This window comes from Burkholderia sp. BCC0097 (genome assembly GCF_902832985.1).
GTDB lineage: Bacteria > Pseudomonadota > Gammaproteobacteria > Burkholderiales > Burkholderiaceae > Burkholderia > Burkholderia orbicola.
In genome coordinates, this window is record NZ_CADFDM010000001.1 from 404,533 (window position 1) to 422,743 (window position 18,211).

An 18,211-nucleotide genomic window follows, 5' to 3' on the forward strand; every position below is an offset into this window, starting at 1 on the left:
TGTCGATGAAGGGAGCGCGCCGCAGGTCGTGCGACGCGCTCCCGCCTGCTGCGGCATTACGACTTCTGCGGAACGGTCACGCCGTACGTGCAGCTCTTGTTGTACGCGTTGCCGATCGCGGTGAGCTGCGCGCTGCTGTAGCCGAGCGCGGAGGCGGCCGTCAGCACGGCCTGTGCGGCCGCCTTCTGGTTGGTCGAGCTGTTGGTCATCGACAGCCCCTTCAGGAACGCCTTGTCCATCGCCTGCGCGCCGATCGCATCGCGCGCGACGAGGTTGCACGACGCCCAATACTGGCCGGCCGTGTGGATCTCCGCGCCGCGCGCCTGCGCATAGGTGCGCCCGACGTTCCAGTTGGTCACGCGGCCGCCCCAGAACTCGTTGTGACCGTCCCAGTTGTAGACCCAGTGATACTGCGCATCCGACGGACTCCACTGGTTGAAGTCGCGGCTGTACGCGGCGGCGAGATAGTCGCCGGTGCCTTCCGACAAGCCTTCCTGTTGCGACAAGCCGCCGTTGGTGACCCAGTCGTGGATGCCGTGGCCGAGCTCGTGGATCACGACGTCCGCGTCTTCCGCGTCGTCGACGCCGCCTTGACCGAAGGTCAGCCGGCCGCTGCTGGACGAGTACGACGAGTTGTCGTCGCCCGATTCGCCGTGCGGGTCGTACTGCACGCCGCCCGTGTACTGGTACGGCAGCGCCTTGATGCCGAGCGTCTGGTTCACGTAACGCAGGAACGTGTCGATGTGGTAGTACGCGTTCACGGCCTCGAAATACAGGTTGCCGCGCGTGAATTCGAACGCGGGCGTGGACTGCGACGGGCACGCCTTGTCGAGCGGCGCATCGAAATCGACACACACCGCGTACGGGCCCGTCAGCGTGTAGCGCGTGCCCGATTGCGCGAGCTCCTTCAGCGTCACGCGCACGCGTGCGGCCGTGAGCTGCGTCGAATCGGCGTCGCTGCTGTCCTTGTAGCCGGTGCTGCCGTAGCTGCTCTTCGTCGGCGACAGCGGATCGGGGCGGAACACGAAGCCGGTGCCGTCGGTCGCGTAGAACGCCTTGTCCTCGGCGCGCAGCACTTCGCCGCTACCCGAATCGATCAGCAGTTCCCAGTCGCCCTTCGGGCCGTCCTGCGGGCGGCCGCGCACCTTCCACGCGGTGTGCGTGCCGGCCTGGTCGACGAATGCGACGAGCTGGGCGTCGAGATGCGTGAAGCCGCTCGCGCCGAGATACGCGCGGGCGCGGTCGAGCGCCTGCTGCTGGTCGACGGCTTGCGACTTGCGCGTCGTCGCGACCACGCCGCTGATCGTGTTGCTCGCGACGTACAGGATGCGGCCGTCCTTCGCGACGGTCACCGCGATGTCGCTGCCGTACACGGGTAGCCCGGCAGCCTGCTGCTGCAGGCGCACGACGGTGAAGTCGGCATCGTTGCGTTCCGACGTGACGACGAGGCTCGCGAGCGCGGTTGCGTCGAGGCCGAGTTGCGCCGCTTGCGATGCGACGAAGTCGCGCGCGGTGGCGGCGGGCGTTGCGGCGGCTTTCTTGACGCGCCAGGCCGGGTTGTACAGCGTGACGGCGACGCCGTCCGAGCGGAATTGCCCGGCGGCCGTATCGGCTTTCGCGGCCGGCGTCGCGACGCCGCGCGTCAGGCTTTCGCGCAGGCTGGCGGCCTGCGGATTCGACACTTTCGTATCGGCCAGGGTGCCGCCGGCGATCCCGAAACCGAGCGCGAGACTCAGGGCGAGCGGCAATGCTTTGCGTGATGTCTGCATACGTGATCCTCATCTCAACGGTTGGACACGCCCGCGCGCTCGCGGCGAGCAGGCACGACACGGCCCGCGCGCCGGTTCGATAGAACCGGTGCGGCGAAGCGGTGTGGGGAGTCTCGACTGACTAAGGAACCCTAAATGTCAGGTCGAAAAGAAGCGGGCAGGCGAAGAGGGGGACGCGCGTGAAGGGATGCGAACGGCAGGCAGGTGCGGCGACGGCGAAGCGAGCATCCTCATGTCATACCCCTCGGATCGGATCGATATCGGTTGGCAGCCTGCGTGGCGCGACGCGCGTCGAGATGCAGCAGGCGTGTCGTTAGGCTGCCTATCTAACTTTGTTTGATATGTTACAGAATATTTTCAACGACATTCCAAATTATTTTCGATGACCGCTTCGGTTCGTCGACCAATCGCCGGCATTGTTCAGCGAGCGGCAGGAAACGCTGCCGGAACATGCAATACCGCGCCGGATTGTGATCAAAAGCCGCGACGATCAGCGTGTCGCACGCCGGTCGCTGCGCGGGCTCATCCCGAATCGTGCGCGATAGGTACGCGAGAAATGCGACGGCGACTCGAAGCCGCACGCGACGCACACCGACGTGATGCTCATGTCGGTCTGCTGCAGCAGTTCGCGTGCGCGATCGAGGCGCAGGTTCAGGTAGAAGCGCGTCGGCGTGTCGTTCAGCGTCGCGCTGAACAGCCGTTCGAGCTGGCGCCGCGTGATCGAGACTTCCTGCGCGAGCGCGTCCGAGCCGAGCGGGTTCTCCATGTGCCGCTGCATCGTGCCGATCACCTGGATCAGCTTGCGGTTGTGTACGCCGTAGCGCGCGGCGATCTCGAGCCGCTGGCTGTCCGAGCGCTGCCGGATGCGGCTGACCACGAACTGCTCGGAGATCGCCGCCGCGAGATCGGTGCCGTGCCGGCGGCCGATCAGGTCGAGCATCATGTCGATCGACGCGGTGCCGCCCGCGCACGTGATGCGCCGGTCGTCGATCTCGAACAGCTCCTGCGTCGCGTTCAGGCCGGGATAGCGCTCGCGGAACGCGGCCAGCGCTTCCCAGTGCAGCGTGAGCGGCTGCGACGGGTCGAACAGCCCGGCTTCCGCGAGCACGAAGCTGCCCGTGTCGATGCCGCCGAGCGTCGCACCATGCCGGTGCTGGCGGCGCAGCCAGTCGCCGAGCGTGCGCGTGTAGCACACGAGCGGATCGAAGCCCGCGACGACGAATACCGTATCGACCCGCGGGACGTCCGCGCACGCGGCTTCTGCGGCGACCGGAATGCCGTTGCTCGCCGCGACGGGCGCGCCGTCCGCGCTGATCACGTGCCACCGATACAGCTCGGTGCGAAAGCGGTTCGCGACGCGCAGCGGCTCGACCGCGGACATGAAGCCGAGCGCGGAGAAGCCGGGCAGCAGCAGGAAGTGGAAATCCTCGGGCATCGGGGCGTGGGGTGGAAGCAGGTGGTCGTCGCGCACCGAGCGACGCGGCGAGCGGGCCGGCGTGGGCCGCGCCCGGCTCGCGGGCGCCGAACGGTCAAGCCGAAATTATCGCGGGTTTTTTGCCGGCGTTCAGCGCGTTTTTGCGCGATGCACTGTCCGGCGCGCCGTCGCCGACGGCAATTCGCCGAACTGGGCCTTGTACACGCTCGCGAAATGCCCGAGATGCAGGAAGCCCCAGCGTGCGGCCGCCTCGCTGATCGGCAGGTCGGATTGCCGCGTGTCGAGCAGCAGGCGCCGGACCTGCGCGAGGCGCAGCGAGCGCGTGTAGTTGAGCGGACTCGTCTGCACGACCGACTGGAAGCTGTTTTGCATCGTGCGCCGGCTCACGCGCAGTTGCGTGCACAGGCTCAGGATGTCGACGGGCGCTTCCGGGTGCTCGATCACGTAGTCGTGCACGCGGCGCACGATGTCGGCGTGGCAGGCGTGCGTGAGCCGGTTCGACGGCTCGGGCATCCGGTAGGTGAGGAGATCGACGAGCACGTTGCCGACGTCGGCGCGGATCGCGCACTGCGCGCGTGCCGCGTCGAACGTATCGGGCGCCGACAGCACGCGTTCGAGCAGCGTCGCGAGCTGCATGCTCGCGCGTTCGCGCGCGGCGACCGGCACCTCGACGACGCCGCGTCGCAGCGCGCGTGCATCCAGCCGAACGTCGGCGGCATCTTCGATCTGCTGCATCAATCCGGGTTCGACGACCACGCCGATCAGCGACATGTCGTCGGGTGAATGGAGTTCGAACGGTATGCCGCCGCGCGCCATCACGATCGTGCCGCGCTCGAGGCGCGCACCGCCGAACGCGAAGGTGCCCGAGCCGGTGAGCGGCATCCCGAACACCGTATGGCCGTGCGGCAAACATCCGCGCTGAATGATGCGCACGTTCGCCGTTTCCTGGAACAGTTGCACGCCGTCGAGCACTGCGTGCTTGACCGCGCTGCGATACACGCCGGACCCGATCTGGTCGTAACGCTGATCCCAGCCGCGCAGCGCCTCGGCATGCCGGTCTGCGTCGTCGAACCTCTGATGTAACACGAGCACGGCGCCTCCGGCGATCGTTCGGACCGCGCAAGATTAAACCGACCGAGCGGTCGGCGCAATAAGGAGGAGCGCTATTCCGGGCACGTGCTTCAGAGGGTCGGAAGGGGCGCGGGGCAGACGGCTTTCACGCGCATTTCCAATATCCCGAATCGGCACGTACGCGTTGCCGGTCCGGGTGCTGACGGGATTTATTGTCGAACTACAGTCGCCCCACATAACGTGAATTCCCACTGGAGGCGGCATGAGGACAAGGCGACGAACCGCGGCGCTCGCGGCGACGCTGGCGTTGGCGGCGGCATGGGCCGGCGGCGCGAACGCGGCGGAAAAACCCGAGGAACTGGTCGTGCAGAAGATGCCGCCATGGCATCCGCACGAGGTCTATGTCGTCGACATCTCGATGCCGTCGATGACCGACGGGCGCATCTACGTGTACGACGCCGATGCGAAAAAGCTGCTCGGCCAGATCGACGGCGGCTTCGCCCCCGGCTTCGCGATCTCGCCCGACCGCAAGACGAGCTTCGTCGCGACGACCTACTTCTCGCGCGGCTCGCACGGCACGCGCACCGACGTCGTCGAGATGATCGACAACACGACGCTCGATCACGCGGGCGAGATCGTGATTCCGGCGAAGCACGGGCAGCACGTGCCCTCGCCGTACAACACCGCGTTCAGCGCCGACGGCAAGCGGCTGTACGTGGCGAACATCACGCCGGCCGCGTCGGTGACGGTGATCGACGCCGTCTCGAAGAAGGTGCTGTCGGAGATCGACATGGCCGCATGCGTGCTCGCGTATCCGTCGGGTAACGACCGCTTCACCGCGCTGTGCGAAAGCGGCAAGGCGCTGACCGTCACGCTCGACGCGAACGGCAAGGAGACGAAGCGCACGATGTCGGAGGCGTTCATCGACGTCGACAAGGACCCTGCGTTCGTGAACGCGTCGCGGTACAACGGCGAATACCTGTTCACCACCTACGGCGGCAACGTGCGCAGCGCCGATTTCAGCGGCGGCAAGCCGGCGTTCGGCAAGCCGTGGCCGCTGCTGACGGACGCCGAGCGCGCCGAAGGCTGGCGCCCGGGCGGTTTGCAGCAGACGGCCGTGCACGCGAAGCAGCACCGTTACTACGTGCTGATGCACAAGGGCGCCGACGGTTCGCACAAGGATCCCGGCACGCAGGTGTGGGTAGTCGACCTGAAGACGAAGCAGCGCGTCGCGCGCTGGGATCTCGCGCAACTGAAGGTCGATCCGCTCGTGTCGATCCAGGTCAGCGAGGACGACAAGCCGCTGTTCTACGGGCTGACGGCGACCTCCGACCTCGTCGTGATGGACGCGCGCACCGGCACGCTTCAGCACGTCGAGAAGCAGGTCGGCAATACGTCGTCACTGCTCGTCAACCCGTGAGGCCGCGATGACCCTCGATCCCGTACTCGCCACCAGCGCGCAGGCCGGCGCGGCCGCCGTCGTGCTGCTCGGCGCCTTCGCGAAGATGCGCCGGCCGGCCGCGTTCCGCCAGGCGCTCGCCGGCTACCGGCTGCTGCCCGATGCGCTGAGCGCGCCCGTCGCGTTCGCGATTCCACTCGCGGAAGCCGTCGCCGCCGTGGCGCTGCTGTTTCCCGACACGCGCATGGCCGGAGCGACCGGCCTGATCGCGTTGCTCCTGGCGTTCGCGGCCGGGCTCGCGATCAACCTGCTGCGCGGCCACACCGACATCGACTGCGGTTGTTCCGGCTTCATCGCCGCCCGAGCCGACGCCCCGCGCGGCATCGGCTGGCTGCATGTCGGCCGCGTGTTGCTGCTCGTCGCGCTGGCCGGGACCGCGTTCGTCGAGCCGGGCACGCGCGCCGTGGTGTGGTTCGACTACCTGACGCTGTTCTTCTCCGTGCTGCTGATCGTCTGCGCGCTGCTCACCGTCGACGTGCTGCTCGCCAACGTCCCGCGCCTTTCCCACCTGAGGAATTCATGATGCAAACCGCTCTCACCGTTTCCACCGCCCTGCTGTGGGTGGCCGTCCTCGCGCTCGGCGCGATCTGCCTCGCGCTGGTGCGCCAGATCGGCATCCTGTACGAACGCATCATGCCGGCCGGCGCGCTGATGATCGACAAGGGGCCGGCGGTCGGCGCGATCGCGCCGACGTTCGAACTGACCGACATTCGCGGCGCGCGGGTGAAGGTCGGCGGCATCGATGCAGCGGGCAAGGCCACGCTGCTGTTCTTCCTGTCGCCGACGTGCCCGGTCTGCAAGAAGCTGCTGCCGCTGCTGCCGTCGCTGCAGGCCAGCGAGGCGACGCCGGTGAACATCGTGCTCGCGAGCGACGGCGATGCCGACGAACACACGCGCTTCGCGCGAAAGCACGATCTCGGGCGCTTCCCGTACGTGCTGTCGCAGGAGCTCGGCCTCGCGTACCAGATCGGCAAGCTGCCGTATGCGGTGCTGCTCGACGAAACGGGCACCGTGCGCGCGAAGGGGCTCGTCAACACGCGCGAGCACCTCGAGAGCCTGTTCGAGGCGAAGGAGCGCGGCGTCGCGTCGTTGCAGCAGTTCGTGCATGGCGATCACAGCCACGATGCCCACGACGGGCGCGCGCAGCACGCATGACCGGCCGAACCTTTTTCAACGTCATTGGAGAACGACGACATGGGCGTGTTTGATTCATGGTTCGAGCGGTCTGCGCGCGGCGTCGCGCAGCACAGTTCGCGGCGCAGCGCGATGGCGAGGCTCGGCAAGGTGCTGGTGGGATCGGCGCTGCTGCCGCTGCTGCCGGTTGACCGCACCGCGTATGCGGCCGACGCGGCATCAGGGGCGTCGGGCACGTCCGGTGCCGCCGCGGCCGGCGCGAGCGACGACCCGACGAGCTGCGACTACTGGAAATACTGCGCGATCGACGGCTGGCTTTGCAGCTGCTGCGGCGGTACGTCGAGCAGTTGCCCGCCGGGCACGACGCCTTCGCCGATCACGTGGATCGGCACCTGCCGCAATCCGCACGACGGTTCGGACTACATCGTGTCCTACAACGACTGCTGCGGCAAGACGTCGTGCGGCAAGTGCTTCTGCAACCGCAACGAGCGCGAGAAGCCGCTGTACAAGCTGTCGCTGAACAACGACATCAACTGGTGCATGGCGAACGGTAATTCGAATTACCACTGTTCGGTTTCGGTTCTGCTGGGAGCGGCGAAGCAATGAAAGTGAAGCAAGCAGGAAAGGGCGTTGTTGCATGCATGGCGGCCACGACGGCCTTCGCGTTGGCCGCCGCGGCGCACGCGCAGGAAACCGTGCATTACCCGGCCGGGAAAAGCCTGTTCGACGCGCAGTGCGCGGTGTGTCACCAGACGGGCGGAAAAGGGCAGGACGGCCTCGCGCCGCCGCTGACCGACTATCCGGGCAAGTACGCGGCGACGGAAGCCGGGCGGGCGCAGCTGATCGCGACGCTGCTGCACGGGATGTTCGGCGAGATAGAAGTGCACGACAAGCGCTACAACTTCAAGATGCCGTCGTTCGCGAGCGCGAGCGACGACGACATCGCGCACGTGCTGAACTACGTCGTGTTCGACCTCAACGCGCGGCACGGCGACGCGAAGCCGTTCACCGCGGCCGATATCCGTGCGGCGCGGGCCAAGCAGATGGACGGCACGGCCGTGCATGCGCAGCGCGCGGTGGTGATCAAGGGGCTCGGCCTGTGAACGGCGTGCGCGTGTCCGTGCACGGCACGCGGTGCGCGGCGTCGTCGTGGCTCGGCGGCATGTCATATCGGCTGTCGTGCTGGCTGCTGCTGGCGGGCGCGGTGGCTGGTGCATTCGCCCCGCCCGCGCAGGCCGACGGCGCGGCCGATGCCGCGCTCGCACGGCAGCACTGGGTGCTCAACTGCATGGGTTGCCACACGGCGACGGGCGGCGGCATTCCCGGCAAGGTGCCGCCGCTCGCGAATTCGCTCGGCTATTTCACGCGTCTGCCGGCCGGGCGCGAGTACGTGATGCGCGTGCCCGGTGCGTCGAACTCGGCGCTGTCGGATCGCGAACTGGCCGACGTGCTCAACTGGGTGCTCACGACGATGAACCGCGATGCGCTGCCGCGCGACTTCAAGCCGTATACGGCCGCCGAAGTCGCCGCTCACCGCCGTCCCGCGCTGTCCGACGTCGCGACCGTGCGCGCCGGGCTCGTCCGCGCGTTGCAGGCGCGCGGAATCGACGGCGTCGCGGATCGCTACTGACCGACTCACTCAACGAATCAGGGAAACAGGAACATGGAGACGAACGAAACCTTTGCGTTGCTCGACGCGACGCGCGCGTTTCTCGCGAAGCCGAAGCAGATGCTGATCGGCGCCGAGTGGAGCGATGCCGCGTCGGGCCGCCGGCTCGATGTCGTGAACCCGGCCAACGGCACCGTGCTCGCGCGCGTGCCGGAAGCGGACGAACGCGACGTGCAGCAGGCAGTCGCGGCCGCGCGCCGTGCCTTCGATGCGGGCCCGTGGCGCACTGCGAAGACCACCGACCGCGAGCGCCTGATGCTCGTGCTCGCCGACCTGATCGAGGCCAATGCGCGCGAGCTCGCCGAGATCGAATCGCTCGACAACGGCAAGCCGGTGACGGTCGCGCAGGGGCTCGACGTCGCGATGGCCGCGCAGTGCTTCCGCTACATGGCCGGCTGGGCGACGAAGATCGAAGGCAGCGTGATCGACGCGGGCATGCCGTACCTGCCGGACAGCGAAATCTTCGCCTATACGCGCAAGGAGCCCGTCGGCGTGGTCGGCGCGATCATTCCGTGGAATTTCCCGCTGTTGATGGCCGCGTGGAAAATCGCGCCGGCGCTCGCGACCGGCTGCACCGTCGTGCTGAAGCCCGCCGAAGACACGCCGCTGAGCGCATTGCGGCTCGGTGAGCTGATTCAGGCGGCCGGGTTTCCGGACGGCGTCGTCAACATCGTTACCGGCTACGGTCACACGGCCGGCGCGGCGTTGTCGCGCGATCCGCACATCGACAAGATCGCGTTCACCGGGTCGACGCAGACGGGCAAGACGATCGGCCACGCGGCGCTCGACAACATGACGCGGATGTCGCTGGAGCTCGGCGGCAAGTCGCCGGTGATCGTGCTGCCCGACGTCGATCTTGACAAGGCCGCGCTGGGCGTCGCGAACGCGATCTTCTTCAACCAGGGTCAGGTGTGCACGGCCGGATCGCGCGCGTACATCCATTCGAAGGTGTTCGACGGCGTGATCGAGCGCGTCGCGAAGATCGCCGCGAGCCTGAAGATCGGCCCGGGGATGGACCCGGCGACGCAGATCGGCCCGCTCGTCTCGGCGAAGCAGCGCGAGCGCGTATGCGGGTACATCGACTCGGGGTTCGGCGAGGGCGCGCGCGCCGCCGCGGGGGGCCGCGCGATCCACGGCCCCGGCTTCTTCGTCGAGCCGACGGTGCTGGTCGATACGACGCAAGCGATGCGCGTGGTGCGCGAGGAGATCTTCGGGCCGGTGCTCGTCGCGATGCCGTTCGACGACGTCGATACGGCCGTGCAGCTCGCGAACGACACACCGTACGGCCTCGGCGCGAGCATCTGGTCGAACGATCTCGCGGCGATCCACAAGCTGATTCCGCGTATTGCCGCGGGCACCGTGTGGGTCAACTGCCACTCGCTGCTCGACAACGCGTTGCCGTTCGGCGGGATGAAGCAGTCGGGCTTCGGCCGCGAACTCGGCCGCGCGGTGATCGACCAGTACACGGAGAGCAAGTCGGTGATGATGAACTACGCTTGAGCGTCGCGGCGTGCGTGGTCGGCCTATCGGCCACGCACGCGCCGCCGTCACGCGCGGATCAGCGCCGCCCCGACAATGGGGCGCGCGGCGCCCGGCGATACGGACCCGGCTCGGCGATCAGACGTCGTATCCCGCGTCACGCATCAACCGCCGCGACGCTTCGCCATGCTGACCGTCCGCATCGAATTGCGCACGAAGTTTCGCATCGGCGCCGCGCATCACGCCGCGGTGCATGGGCACGACGATGGCGATAAGGGCGACGACGAAGAAAGCGGCAAGCATCATGGTGTTCCTTGGCGGAAAGACCGGAGACGGACATCGCGACGGCCGGCCGTGTCCGTCTGCATCCGTTCCAGCGACGCGCAACGTCAGGACACGAGGCGACACGGCAACGGGCGGGCCGCGCGCGATCGCCCGGCGACTTCCAGCATAGGGCCGGCCCACGGTATCCGGCGACGTGTCGGAAATCCGTCAGCAAGGCCGTGGCGGAATCGAAAGGTGCGCGCCGCATCCGGGCAATCCCGCCGCTCCCCAGAAAAACCCCGAACCCCCGTCCGGCAAGCCTCAAGCGCAACCTAGTGGTTTCCACTCATAGTCGCAAACAGGCAAGAACAGGTCGCCGCCGGTCTTCTCGCGGCGAATATGGCTCGTTACTTTTACTCCCACGATGCAGGCCGGCGCACACTCCGCGCACCGGCTGCCGCGAGATCAACCGGGAGAAACCGAACCATGAAGTCGACGAAGATCGCCGCGCTCGCCGCGGCCGTGCTGGCGACCGGCGCGTTCACGCACGCGGCGCTGGCCGAGACGGAGGCCGCGACCTGCCGCACCGTGCGTTTCGCGGATATCGGCTGGACCGACATCACGTCGACCACGGCGCTCGCGTCGACCGTGTTCGAGGCGCTCGGCTACAAGCCGACCACGACGATCGCGTCGGTGCCGATCTCGTTCGCCGGCCTCAAGAGCAAGCAGCTCGACGTGTCGCTCGGCTACTGGTGGCCCGTGCAGCAGAAGCAGCTGCAACCGTTCCTCGACAGCAAGTCGATCAACGTGGTCGAGCCGCCGAACCTGTCCGGCGCGAAAGCGACGCTCGCGGTGCCGAGCTACGCATACCAGGCCGGCCTGAAGACCTTCGACGACATCGCGAAACACCGCGCCGAACTCGACGGCAAGATCTACGGGATCGAGCCGGGCAGCAGCGCGAACGCGACGATCCAGAAGATGATCGACACGAACCAGTACGGGCTCGGCGGCTTCAAGCTCGTCGAATCGAGCGAGGCCGGGATGCTGGTGACGGTCGAGCGCGCGGTCCGCGAGAAGAAGTGGGTCGTGTTCCTCGGCTGGGAGCCACATCCGATGAACATCCAGCTCAGCATGAACTACCTGTCCGGCGGCGACGCGGCGTTTGGCCCGAACTACGGCGAGGCGCGCGTGTACACGCTCACCGCGCCCGACTTCATCGCGCGCTGCCCGAACGCGGGCAAGCTCGTGACGAACCTGCGCTTCTCGACGCAGCTCGAGAACCAGCTGATGCAGTCGGTGATGAACAAGACCAAGCCGGCCGAGGCCGCGAAGGCGTACCTGAAGAAGAACCCGCAGGTGCTCGATTCGTGGCTCGCGGGCGTGAAGACGTTCGACGGCAAGGACGGCCTGCCGGCCGTGAAGGCGTATCTCGGTCTGTAACGGCCGGCGCCCACGCGCTATCTGCAATGCGACACAACCCGAATCAAGCGAGGCATCCACATGAATCACGAAGTCATCATCACCTGCGCCGTCACCGGCGCGGGTGATACGGTCGGCAAGCATCCGGCGATTCCGGTCACGCCGAAGGAGATCGCGGCCGCCGCGATCGAAGCCGCGAAGGCCGGCGCGACGGTCGCCCACTGCCACGTGCGCGATCCGCAGACGGGGCGCGGCAGCCGCGATCCGAACCTGTATCGCGAAGTGGTCGACCGCATCCGCTCGGCCGACGTCGACGTGATCATCAACCTGACGGCCGGCATGGGCGGCGATCTCGAGATCGGCCCCGGCGAGGACCCGATGCGCTTCGGCAAGGGCACCGATCTGGTCGGCGGCCTCACGCGCCTCGCGCACGTCGAGGAACTGCTGCCCGAGATCTGCACGCTCGACTGCGGCACGCTGAATTTCGGCGACGGCGACTACATCTACGTGTCGACGCCCGCGCAGTTGCGCGCCGGCGCGAAGCGCATCCAGGAACTCGGCGTGAAGCCGGAGCTGGAGATCTTCGATACGGGCCATCTGTGGTTCGCGAAGCAGTTGCTCAAGGAAGGGCTGCTCGACGATCCGCCGCTGTTCCAGCTGTGCCTCGGCATTCCGTGGGGCGCGCCGGCCGATACCGGCACGATGAAGGCGATGGTCGACAACCTGCCGCCGGGCGCGCACTGGGCCGGCTTCGGAATCGGCCGCATGCAGATGCCGATGGTCGCGCAGGCGATGCTGCTCGGCGGCCACGTGCGCGTGGGCCTCGAAGACAACATCTGGCTCGATCGCGGCGTGCATGCGACCAACGGCACGCTCGTCGAGCGCGCCCGCGAGATCGTCGAACGCCTCGGCGGCCGCGTGCTGACGCCGGCCGAAGGCCGCCGCAAGCTCGGCTTGCCGGCGCGCGGCGAACGTCCGCTCGAACGCCGCGCGCTCGCCGAATTCGCGTGAGTTTGTTCCCGGACTGACTGACATGACATGGCGGCCTGCGTCCATGCACGGCCGCCCACCGATTTCCCCTGATTCGAAGGATGCGTTGACATGGCTGTGAAGACCGACATCAAGACGTTTGCCGCCATCGGCACCGGCGTGATCGGCAGCGGATGGATTTCCCGCGCGCTCGCCCACGGTCTCGACGTGGTCGTGTGGGACCCGGCGCCGGGCGCCGAAGCGCGACTGCGCGCGAACGTCGCGAACGCGTGGCCCGCGCTCGAACGCGTCGGCCTCGCGCCGGGCGCCGATCCCGCGCGGCTGCGCTTCGTATCGACGATCGAAGAATGCGTCGCCGATGCGGATTTCATCCAGGAGAGCGCGCCCGAGCGCGAGGCGCTGAAGCTCGAACTGCACGAGCAGATCAGCCGCGCGGCGAAACCCGACGCGATCATCGCGTCGTCGACGTCGGGGCTGCTGCCGACCGACTTCTACGCGCGGGCGACACATCCGGAGCGCTGCGTGGTCGGCCATCCGTTCAATCCCGTCTATCTGTTGCCGCTCGTCGAGGTGCTCGGCGGCGCGCGCACGTCGCCGGAAGCGGTCGAAGGCGCGATGGAGGTCTATCGCAAGCTCGGCATGCGGCCGCTGCACGTGCGCAAGGAAGTGCCGGGCTTCATCGCGGACCGCCTGCTCGAGGCGTTGTGGCGCGAGGCGCTGCATCTGGTCAACGAAGGCGTCGCGACGACCGGCGAGATCGACGATGCGATCCGCTTCGGCGCGGGCATCCGCTGGTCGTTCATGGGCACGTTCCTGACCTACACGCTGGCCGGCGGCGACGCGGGCATGCGACACTTCATGCAGCAATTCGGCCCGGCGCTCGAGCTGCCGTGGACGAAGCTGGTCGCGCCGACGCTGACCGACGAACTGATCGACAGCGTCGTCGAAGGCACGACCGAACAGCAAGGCACGCGCAGCATCAAGGAGCTCGAACGCTATCGCGACGAGTGCATCACCGAGGTGCTGAAATCGATCGCCGCGGTGAAGGCGCGGCATGGGATGCGATTCGAGGACTAAAGGACAGGCGATGACCGGCGATACCCCGCTGACGATTTACCGCGACGTCGTGCGGCCCGAATGGGTCGACTACAACGGCCACTTGCGCGATGCGTTCTACCTGCTGATCTTCAGCTTCGCGACCGATGCGCTGCTGGATCGCATCGGCCTCGACGACGCCGCGCGTCGCGAGCGGGCTCGCTCGGTCTACACGCTCGAAGCGCACGTGAACTATCTGCACGAGATCAAGGAAGGCACGCCGGTGCGCGTCGATGCGCGGGTGCTCGCGCACGACGCGAAGCGGCTGCACCTGTATCTCGAACTGTTCGCCGACGGGCATGACGACGCGGTGTCGGCGAGCGAGCAGATGCTGCTGCACGTCGATACGCGCGATGGCGCGAAATCGGCGCCGTTCGACGACGACGTGGCCGCGCGCGTGGCCGAACTGCATGCATTGCAGCGCGAGTGCGCAGCGCCTGCGTATGCGGGCCGCGTGATCGGGCTGCCGCCGCGCCGCTAGCGGCACGCGTCGTCTTTCGATCTTCGACCGCGGAGCGCACACGATGCTCGAACCGGAAATCGCGGCGTTCGTCGCGGCCGTCGACGCCTGGTATCCGGTCGATGCGGCGGCGCGTTCGCCCGACGAGCAGCGCCGTCTCTACGACCGCTTCGCGGCCGAATGGACGCCAGCCGCGCTGCCGGCCGGCATCGTGCAGCACGACGCGGTGTGGCGCGCACCGGACGGCCGCACGATCGCACTGCGGCGCTATACGTGCGAACACGGCACGCCGCGCGGCACGGTGCTGTTTTTTCATGGCGGCGGCTTCGTCGTCGGCTCGCTCGACAGCCATGCGCTGATCACCGCGCGACTGGCAGCCGATACGGGCCTCGACGTGATCGCCGTCGACTATCGGCTCGCGCCCGAGCACCGCGCGCCGGCCGCGCTCGATGATTGCCTGGCCGTCACGCGCGCCGCACGCGATGCGCATTGGCCGTTCGGGCCATGCGTGCCTCCGCTGACGCTCGCGGGCGACAGCGCGGGCGGGATGCTCGCGGCGGCGGTGGCGACCGCGCTGCGCGATGCGGGCGAACGCAACGTGGACGGCGTCGCGCTCGTCTATCCGATGCTCGGTTTCGAACCGCAATCGCCCGCGCGCGAGGCGGAAGCGCACGCGCCGATGCTGACGCTCGACGACGTGCATCGCTATCGAGAACTGTACTGGGGCGGAGACTTGGCCGACGTGCTGCGCGACGGCAACCCGCTGTTGCGTGCATCGGTGCCGCTCGAAGCGGGGCGCTTCGACGGGCTGCCGCCGGTGCTTGCGATCGGCGCCGAGCATGATCCGCTGCGCGACGATGCGCGCGTGTACGTCGAACGGATTCGCGCGGCCGGCGGGGTCGCGCGCGGCTGGATGGGAGAGGGGCTGGTGCACGGCTGCTGGCGCGCGCTCGGGACGAGCCCGCAGGCCGCGCGGATGCACCGGCTGGTCGGTGGGTTCTTGCTCGCACCACACGCGTAGCGGGCGTTTTCCGGGAGGCAACGATGCAGGCAGCGGCGCAACACCGTATCGAGGACTGGCGGACGTTTTCGGCCGACGCGGCGATCGCGGCGGCGACGATCGGCGATGACGCGGTGGAGGTCGAGTGGAGCGACGCGCGACGCTCGCCGTTCCATTTCGACTGGCTGCGCGACAACTGCGCGTGTTCCGCGTGCGTGCATGCGATCACGCGCGAACAGGTGTTCGAGATCGCCGATGCGAGGGAGGATCTGTCGGCGCTCACCGTGCACGTCGAGACCGACGGCGCGCTGCATGTGGAATGGAACGACGGGCACCGCAGCGCGTGGTCGCCGGGCTGGTTGCGTGCGCATGCGTACGACGATGCGTCACGCGCCGAGCGTCTGGCCGCGCACGGGCGGCACGTATGGACCGGCGACGATGCGACGGCGATCGGCGTGTTCGCGTGGCGCGACGTGATGGAAGACGACCGTGCGTTGCTCGCATGGCTCGGCGCGTTGCAGCGCACGGGGCTCACGCTCGTCGAAGGCGTGCCGGCCGAGCGCGGCCGCGTCGACGAGATCGCACGCCGTGTCGGCCTGATCCGTGAAAGTAATTTCGGTGTGCTGTTCGACGTCGAATCGAAGCCGCGCCCGGACAGCAATGCGTATACGTCGCTGAATCTTCCACCGCACACCGACCTGCCGACGCGCGAATTGCAGCCGGGCGTGCAGTTCCTGCATTGCCTCGCGAACGACGCGACGGGCGGCGACAGCATTTTCCTCGACGGCTTCGCGCTCGCGGATGCGCTGCGGCGCGAACATCCGGACGATTTCGAGCCGCTCGCATCGACGCCGTTCGAGTTCTGGAACAAGAGTGCGAACAGCGACTACCGCTGTTCGGCGCCGGTGATCGGCCTCGATGCACGCGGCAACGTGACGGAAGTGCGCGTCGCGAACTTCCTGCGCGGGCCGCTCGATGCGCCGGCCGGATCGGTCCCGGCGGTCTATCGTGCGTACCGGCGGTTTCTCGCGCTGGCGCGCGAGCCGCGCTTTCGCGTGCAGCGCCGGCTGCGGGCGGGCGACATGTGGGCGTTCGACAACCGGCGCGTGCTGCATGCGCGCACTGAGTTCGACCCGTCGACGGGCCGTCGGCACTTGCAGGGCTGTTACGTCGATCGCGACGAGTTGCTGTCGCGCTGGCGCGTGCTGTCGCGGTCGGCGCCGGCCGGGGCTGCGGCCGTGGCCGGCTGACCGACTGACCGACTGACCGGCACACACGGCATCTTCTCGCACACCTCGCCGGGAAAAAGCACCCGGACGCCAGGCGTCCGGGCGAAGCCACCCGCTGCCGGGCGGCGGAGGTATGCGTTTCACAAAAAAGACGAGCCCCGCGAAGGGGGCTCGTCAGGACTGCGTGACTTCATCGCGCGACGCGCGGCGCCCGCCGGGGGCGCATCGGCTTACTGGCCGAAGAAGATCGAGTCGCGTGCGTTCGACGAAGCGGCTGCCGGCGCGCCCGAGTGGACGAGCGGCGCCGGTTGCGCGCCGTAGCCGCTGCTGTCGACACCATGAACGCGCGCTTCGGCGCTCTGGATGTCGTTCGGGTAGTACGGGCTCGACACGCCGGGCTTGTAGCCGGCCTGTTCGAGCTGGACCAGTTCGTTGCGCACTTGAGCGCGCGTCACGGTGCTTTGTTGAGCGAATGCGCCGAACGAAGCGGACAGGGCGGCAGCGGCAACGACTGCGGAAACGAGCGATTTCATGGTGACCTCCGGTGTTTTATTGAGTTCGCTCTCGACACCATGTCTTGAGCGATTGATCAAATGTTAGTCACCGGCGTGTTCAGGGTAAACGCTGAATTTGACGATAAATTGTTTCCTGACTGGTAACAGTGAGACGTGGAAACAGTCTTTCAACGGGCTTTCTTTTCGGTTGGCGTAATAAGTATGAAGAATACTGTGGCCGGCGGCGCGCGATTCAGCGTGCTTCGGCCGCCGTATCGAACGGCCGGCCCGGCGCGCGTCCGGCAGGTGCGCCGGAACTGAGGAAGCGCACGCCCGTCGCGGCTTCCGAGGCTTCCCACAGCAACGCCGCCGTTGCCACGTTGCGCGCCGCGCGCGGCACGCTTGCCGGTGCCGGCAGCCCTCGCGATTCGAACCAGCCGGACGGGCCGATGTACGCGCCGCCGGCCAGATCGGGCGACGTGGCGGCATGAATCGCGGGCAGCGCGCCCTGATCGGCCGGCTGTGCGAGATAACGGTTCGCGGCACGCATCAGCGCGGCGCGGGCGGGCGAGCGGTCCATCACCGGGCCCGCGAACTGCAGGTTGGTCGCCGCATAGCCGGGGTGCGCGGCGACGCTGATGCCGGCGAACGCCGCGCGCTCGAAGCGGCGCTGCAGCTCGAGTGCGAACACGAGGTTCGCGAGCTTGCTGTCGCAATAGGCGAGATAACGGTTGTAGCGATGCGCGGCGCGCAGGTCGTCCACGCGAACCCGGCCGCCGCGGTTGAAGCCGCTCGACATCGTGACGACGCGCGCCCGACGTGCGGCGCGCAGCGCCGGCAGCAACTGGCCGGTCAGCGCGAAATGGCCGAGGTGGTTGGTGCCGAACTGCATCTCGAAGCCGTCGCGCGTGTGCCGCAGCGGCAGGAACATCACGCCGGCGTTGTTGCAGAGGATGTCGACGCGGCCGTGGCGTTCGCCGACGTCGCCCGCGAAACGGGCGATCGACGCGAGATCGGCGAGGTCGAGCGGATCGACTTCGACGCGTGCATGAGGATGAAGCCGGCGGATCGCGTCGGCGGCCTGCGCACCGCGTGCGGCGTCGCGGCAGCCCATCACGACCGTCGCGCCTTTCGCGGCCAGCGTTTCCGCGAGGTGCCAGCCGAGGCCGCTATTGGCGCCGGTCACGACCGCGACCTTGCCGCCTTGCGCCGGGACGTGGCGCGCGCTCCATGCATGCATGTCT

General features: G+C 68.0%; 19 protein-coding genes. 13 read left to right on the top strand and 6 right to left on the bottom strand.

Annotated elements, in window-relative coordinates; genetic code table 11:
• Positions 1 to 56: 56 nt before the first annotated feature.
• The 3 genes from HWX07_RS01715 to HWX07_RS01725 form a co-directional block, all read right to left on the bottom strand.
• A complete protein-coding gene (locus HWX07_RS01715) occupies positions 57 to 1,769 on the bottom strand; it encodes a M36 family metallopeptidase (RefSeq protein ID WP_175874943.1) in 1,713 nt (570 codons plus the stop codon).
• A 490-nt stretch (positions 1,770 to 2,259) separates the two neighbouring features.
• A complete protein-coding gene (locus tag HWX07_RS01720; protein ID WP_175874944.1) occupies positions 2,260 to 3,204 on the bottom strand; it encodes a GlxA family transcriptional regulator in 945 nt (314 codons plus the stop codon).
• Between the two features lie 129 nt (positions 3,205 to 3,333).
• A complete protein-coding gene (locus tag HWX07_RS01725; protein ID WP_175874945.1) occupies positions 3,334 to 4,296 on the bottom strand; it encodes a helix-turn-helix domain-containing protein in 963 nt (320 codons plus the stop codon).
• 241 nt (positions 4,297 to 4,537) lie between these two features.
• Between HWX07_RS01725 and HWX07_RS01730 the strand changes: the two genes are divergently transcribed.
• From HWX07_RS01730 to HWX07_RS01760, 7 genes are read left to right on the top strand one after another with little or no spacing between them, the layout of a single operon-like run.
• Positions 4,538 to 5,695: an amine dehydrogenase large subunit gene (locus HWX07_RS01730; protein WP_175874946.1), complete on the top strand. Its 1,158-nt coding sequence runs from the start codon at positions 4,538 to 4,540 to the stop codon at positions 5,693 to 5,695.
• A 7-nt stretch (positions 5,696 to 5,702) separates the two neighbouring features.
• Positions 5,703 to 6,257, top strand: coding sequence for a MauE/DoxX family redox-associated membrane protein (locus tag HWX07_RS01735; RefSeq protein ID WP_175874947.1), 555 nt, complete (start codon positions 5,703 to 5,705; stop codon positions 6,255 to 6,257).
• The gene (gene mauD, locus HWX07_RS01740; protein ID WP_175874948.1) at positions 6,254 to 6,889 is read left to right on the top strand and encodes a methylamine dehydrogenase accessory protein MauD; all 636 of its coding nucleotides are present in this window, start codon (positions 6,254 to 6,256) and stop codon (positions 6,887 to 6,889) included. The genes HWX07_RS01735 and mauD overlap by 4 nt, the downstream gene beginning before the upstream one ends.
• A 39-nt stretch (positions 6,890 to 6,928) precedes the next feature.
• Entirely contained in the window at positions 6,929 to 7,474 is a 546-nt protein-coding gene (locus HWX07_RS01745; RefSeq protein ID WP_175874949.1) for a methylamine dehydrogenase light chain, read from the top strand.
• Entirely contained in the window at positions 7,471 to 7,971 is a 501-nt protein-coding gene (locus HWX07_RS01750) for a cytochrome c (protein WP_175874950.1), read from the top strand. Before HWX07_RS01745 ends, HWX07_RS01750 begins: the two co-directional genes overlap by 4 nt.
• A complete protein-coding gene (locus HWX07_RS01755) occupies positions 7,968 to 8,498 on the top strand; it encodes a cytochrome c (RefSeq protein ID WP_175874951.1) in 531 nt (176 codons plus the stop codon). The genes HWX07_RS01750 and HWX07_RS01755 overlap by 4 nt, the downstream gene beginning before the upstream one ends.
• A 33-nt stretch (positions 8,499 to 8,531) precedes the next feature.
• Positions 8,532 to 10,037: an aldehyde dehydrogenase family protein gene (locus HWX07_RS01760; RefSeq protein WP_175874952.1), complete on the top strand. Its 1,506-nt coding sequence runs from the start codon at positions 8,532 to 8,534 to the stop codon at positions 10,035 to 10,037.
• A 117-nt stretch (positions 10,038 to 10,154) separates the two neighbouring features.
• Here HWX07_RS01760 and HWX07_RS01765 read toward each other — a convergent pair whose 3' ends face one another.
• Complete coding sequence (locus HWX07_RS01765) at positions 10,155 to 10,322, bottom strand: hypothetical protein (RefSeq protein ID WP_175874687.1); 168 nt, start codon at positions 10,320 to 10,322, stop codon at positions 10,155 to 10,157.
• 444 nt (positions 10,323 to 10,766) lie between these two features.
• Between HWX07_RS01765 and HWX07_RS01770 the strand changes: the two genes are divergently transcribed.
• From HWX07_RS01770 to HWX07_RS01795, 6 genes are all read left to right on the top strand, one after another.
• Complete coding sequence (locus HWX07_RS01770; RefSeq protein ID WP_175874953.1) at positions 10,767 to 11,720, top strand: choline ABC transporter substrate-binding protein; 954 nt, start codon at positions 10,767 to 10,769, stop codon at positions 11,718 to 11,720.
• A gap of 60 nt (positions 11,721 to 11,780) precedes the next feature.
• A complete protein-coding gene (locus HWX07_RS01775; RefSeq protein ID WP_050012324.1) occupies positions 11,781 to 12,710 on the top strand; it encodes a 3-keto-5-aminohexanoate cleavage protein in 930 nt (309 codons plus the stop codon).
• Positions 12,711 to 12,800: 90 nt separating this feature from the next.
• Positions 12,801 to 13,766 (top strand): L-carnitine dehydrogenase, encoded by a 966-nt coding sequence (locus HWX07_RS01780; protein ID WP_175874954.1) that lies wholly within the window; start codon positions 12,801 to 12,803, stop codon positions 13,764 to 13,766.
• A 10-nt stretch (positions 13,767 to 13,776) separates the two neighbouring features.
• Positions 13,777 to 14,265 carry a thioesterase family protein gene (locus HWX07_RS01785; RefSeq protein WP_124700093.1) on the top strand — a complete coding sequence of 163 codons (489 nt, stop codon included), beginning with the start codon at positions 13,777 to 13,779 and terminating at the stop codon, positions 14,263 to 14,265.
• A gap of 43 nt (positions 14,266 to 14,308) precedes the next feature.
• Complete coding sequence (locus HWX07_RS01790; RefSeq protein WP_175874955.1) at positions 14,309 to 15,265, top strand: alpha/beta hydrolase; 957 nt, start codon at positions 14,309 to 14,311, stop codon at positions 15,263 to 15,265.
• 23 nt (positions 15,266 to 15,288) lie between these two features.
• Positions 15,289 to 16,494 carry a TauD/TfdA family dioxygenase gene (locus tag HWX07_RS01795; RefSeq protein WP_175874956.1) on the top strand — a complete coding sequence of 402 codons (1,206 nt, stop codon included), beginning with the start codon at positions 15,289 to 15,291 and terminating at the stop codon, positions 16,492 to 16,494.
• Between the two features lie 209 nt (positions 16,495 to 16,703).
• Here HWX07_RS01795 and HWX07_RS01800 read toward each other — a convergent pair whose 3' ends face one another.
• Positions 16,704 to 17,006, bottom strand: a complete 303-nt coding sequence (locus HWX07_RS01800) for a DUF4148 domain-containing protein (RefSeq protein ID WP_006480691.1) — start codon at positions 17,004 to 17,006, stop codon at positions 16,704 to 16,706.
• A 214-nt stretch (positions 17,007 to 17,220) separates the two neighbouring features.
• Complete coding sequence (locus HWX07_RS01805) at positions 17,221 to 18,207, bottom strand: oxidoreductase (RefSeq protein WP_175874957.1); 987 nt, start codon at positions 18,205 to 18,207, stop codon at positions 17,221 to 17,223.
• Positions 18,208 to 18,211: the final 4 nt, after the last annotated feature.

Bases quoted from the DNA above. Each gene is read 5' to 3' on its own strand.
- HWX07_RS01715 (WP_175874943.1), bottom strand. From the start codon at position 1,769: ATGCAGACATCACGCAAAGCATTGCCGCTCGCCCTGAGTCTCGCGCTC.
- HWX07_RS01720 (WP_175874944.1), bottom strand. From the start codon at position 3,204: ATGCCCGAGGATTTCCACTTCCTGCTGCTGCCCGGCTTCTCCGCGCTC.
- HWX07_RS01730 (WP_175874946.1), top strand. From the start codon at position 4,538: ATGAGGACAAGGCGACGAACCGCGGCGCTCGCGGCGACGCTGGCGTTG.
- HWX07_RS01735 (WP_175874947.1), top strand. From the start codon at position 5,703: ATGACCCTCGATCCCGTACTCGCCACCAGCGCGCAGGCCGGCGCGGCC.
- mauD (WP_175874948.1), top strand. From the start codon at position 6,254: ATGATGCAAACCGCTCTCACCGTTTCCACCGCCCTGCTGTGGGTGGCC.
- HWX07_RS01745 (WP_175874949.1), top strand. From the start codon at position 6,929: ATGGGCGTGTTTGATTCATGGTTCGAGCGGTCTGCGCGCGGCGTCGCG.
- HWX07_RS01750 (WP_175874950.1), top strand. From the start codon at position 7,471: ATGAAAGTGAAGCAAGCAGGAAAGGGCGTTGTTGCATGCATGGCGGCC.
- HWX07_RS01760 (WP_175874952.1), top strand. From the start codon at position 8,532: ATGGAGACGAACGAAACCTTTGCGTTGCTCGACGCGACGCGCGCGTTT.
- HWX07_RS01765 (WP_175874687.1), bottom strand. From the start codon at position 10,322: ATGATGCTTGCCGCTTTCTTCGTCGTCGCCCTTATCGCCATCGTCGTG.
- HWX07_RS01770 (WP_175874953.1), top strand. From the start codon at position 10,767: ATGAAGTCGACGAAGATCGCCGCGCTCGCCGCGGCCGTGCTGGCGACC.
- HWX07_RS01775 (WP_050012324.1), top strand. From the start codon at position 11,781: ATGAATCACGAAGTCATCATCACCTGCGCCGTCACCGGCGCGGGTGAT.
- HWX07_RS01780 (WP_175874954.1), top strand. From the start codon at position 12,801: ATGGCTGTGAAGACCGACATCAAGACGTTTGCCGCCATCGGCACCGGC.
- HWX07_RS01785 (WP_124700093.1), top strand. From the start codon at position 13,777: ATGACCGGCGATACCCCGCTGACGATTTACCGCGACGTCGTGCGGCCC.
- HWX07_RS01790 (WP_175874955.1), top strand. From the start codon at position 14,309: ATGCTCGAACCGGAAATCGCGGCGTTCGTCGCGGCCGTCGACGCCTGG.
- HWX07_RS01795 (WP_175874956.1), top strand. From the start codon at position 15,289: ATGCAGGCAGCGGCGCAACACCGTATCGAGGACTGGCGGACGTTTTCG.
- HWX07_RS01800 (WP_006480691.1), bottom strand. From the start codon at position 17,006: ATGAAATCGCTCGTTTCCGCAGTCGTTGCCGCTGCCGCCCTGTCCGCT.
- HWX07_RS01805 (WP_175874957.1), bottom strand. From the start codon at position 18,207: ATGCATGCATGGAGCGCGCGCCACGTCCCGGCGCAAGGCGGCAAGGTC.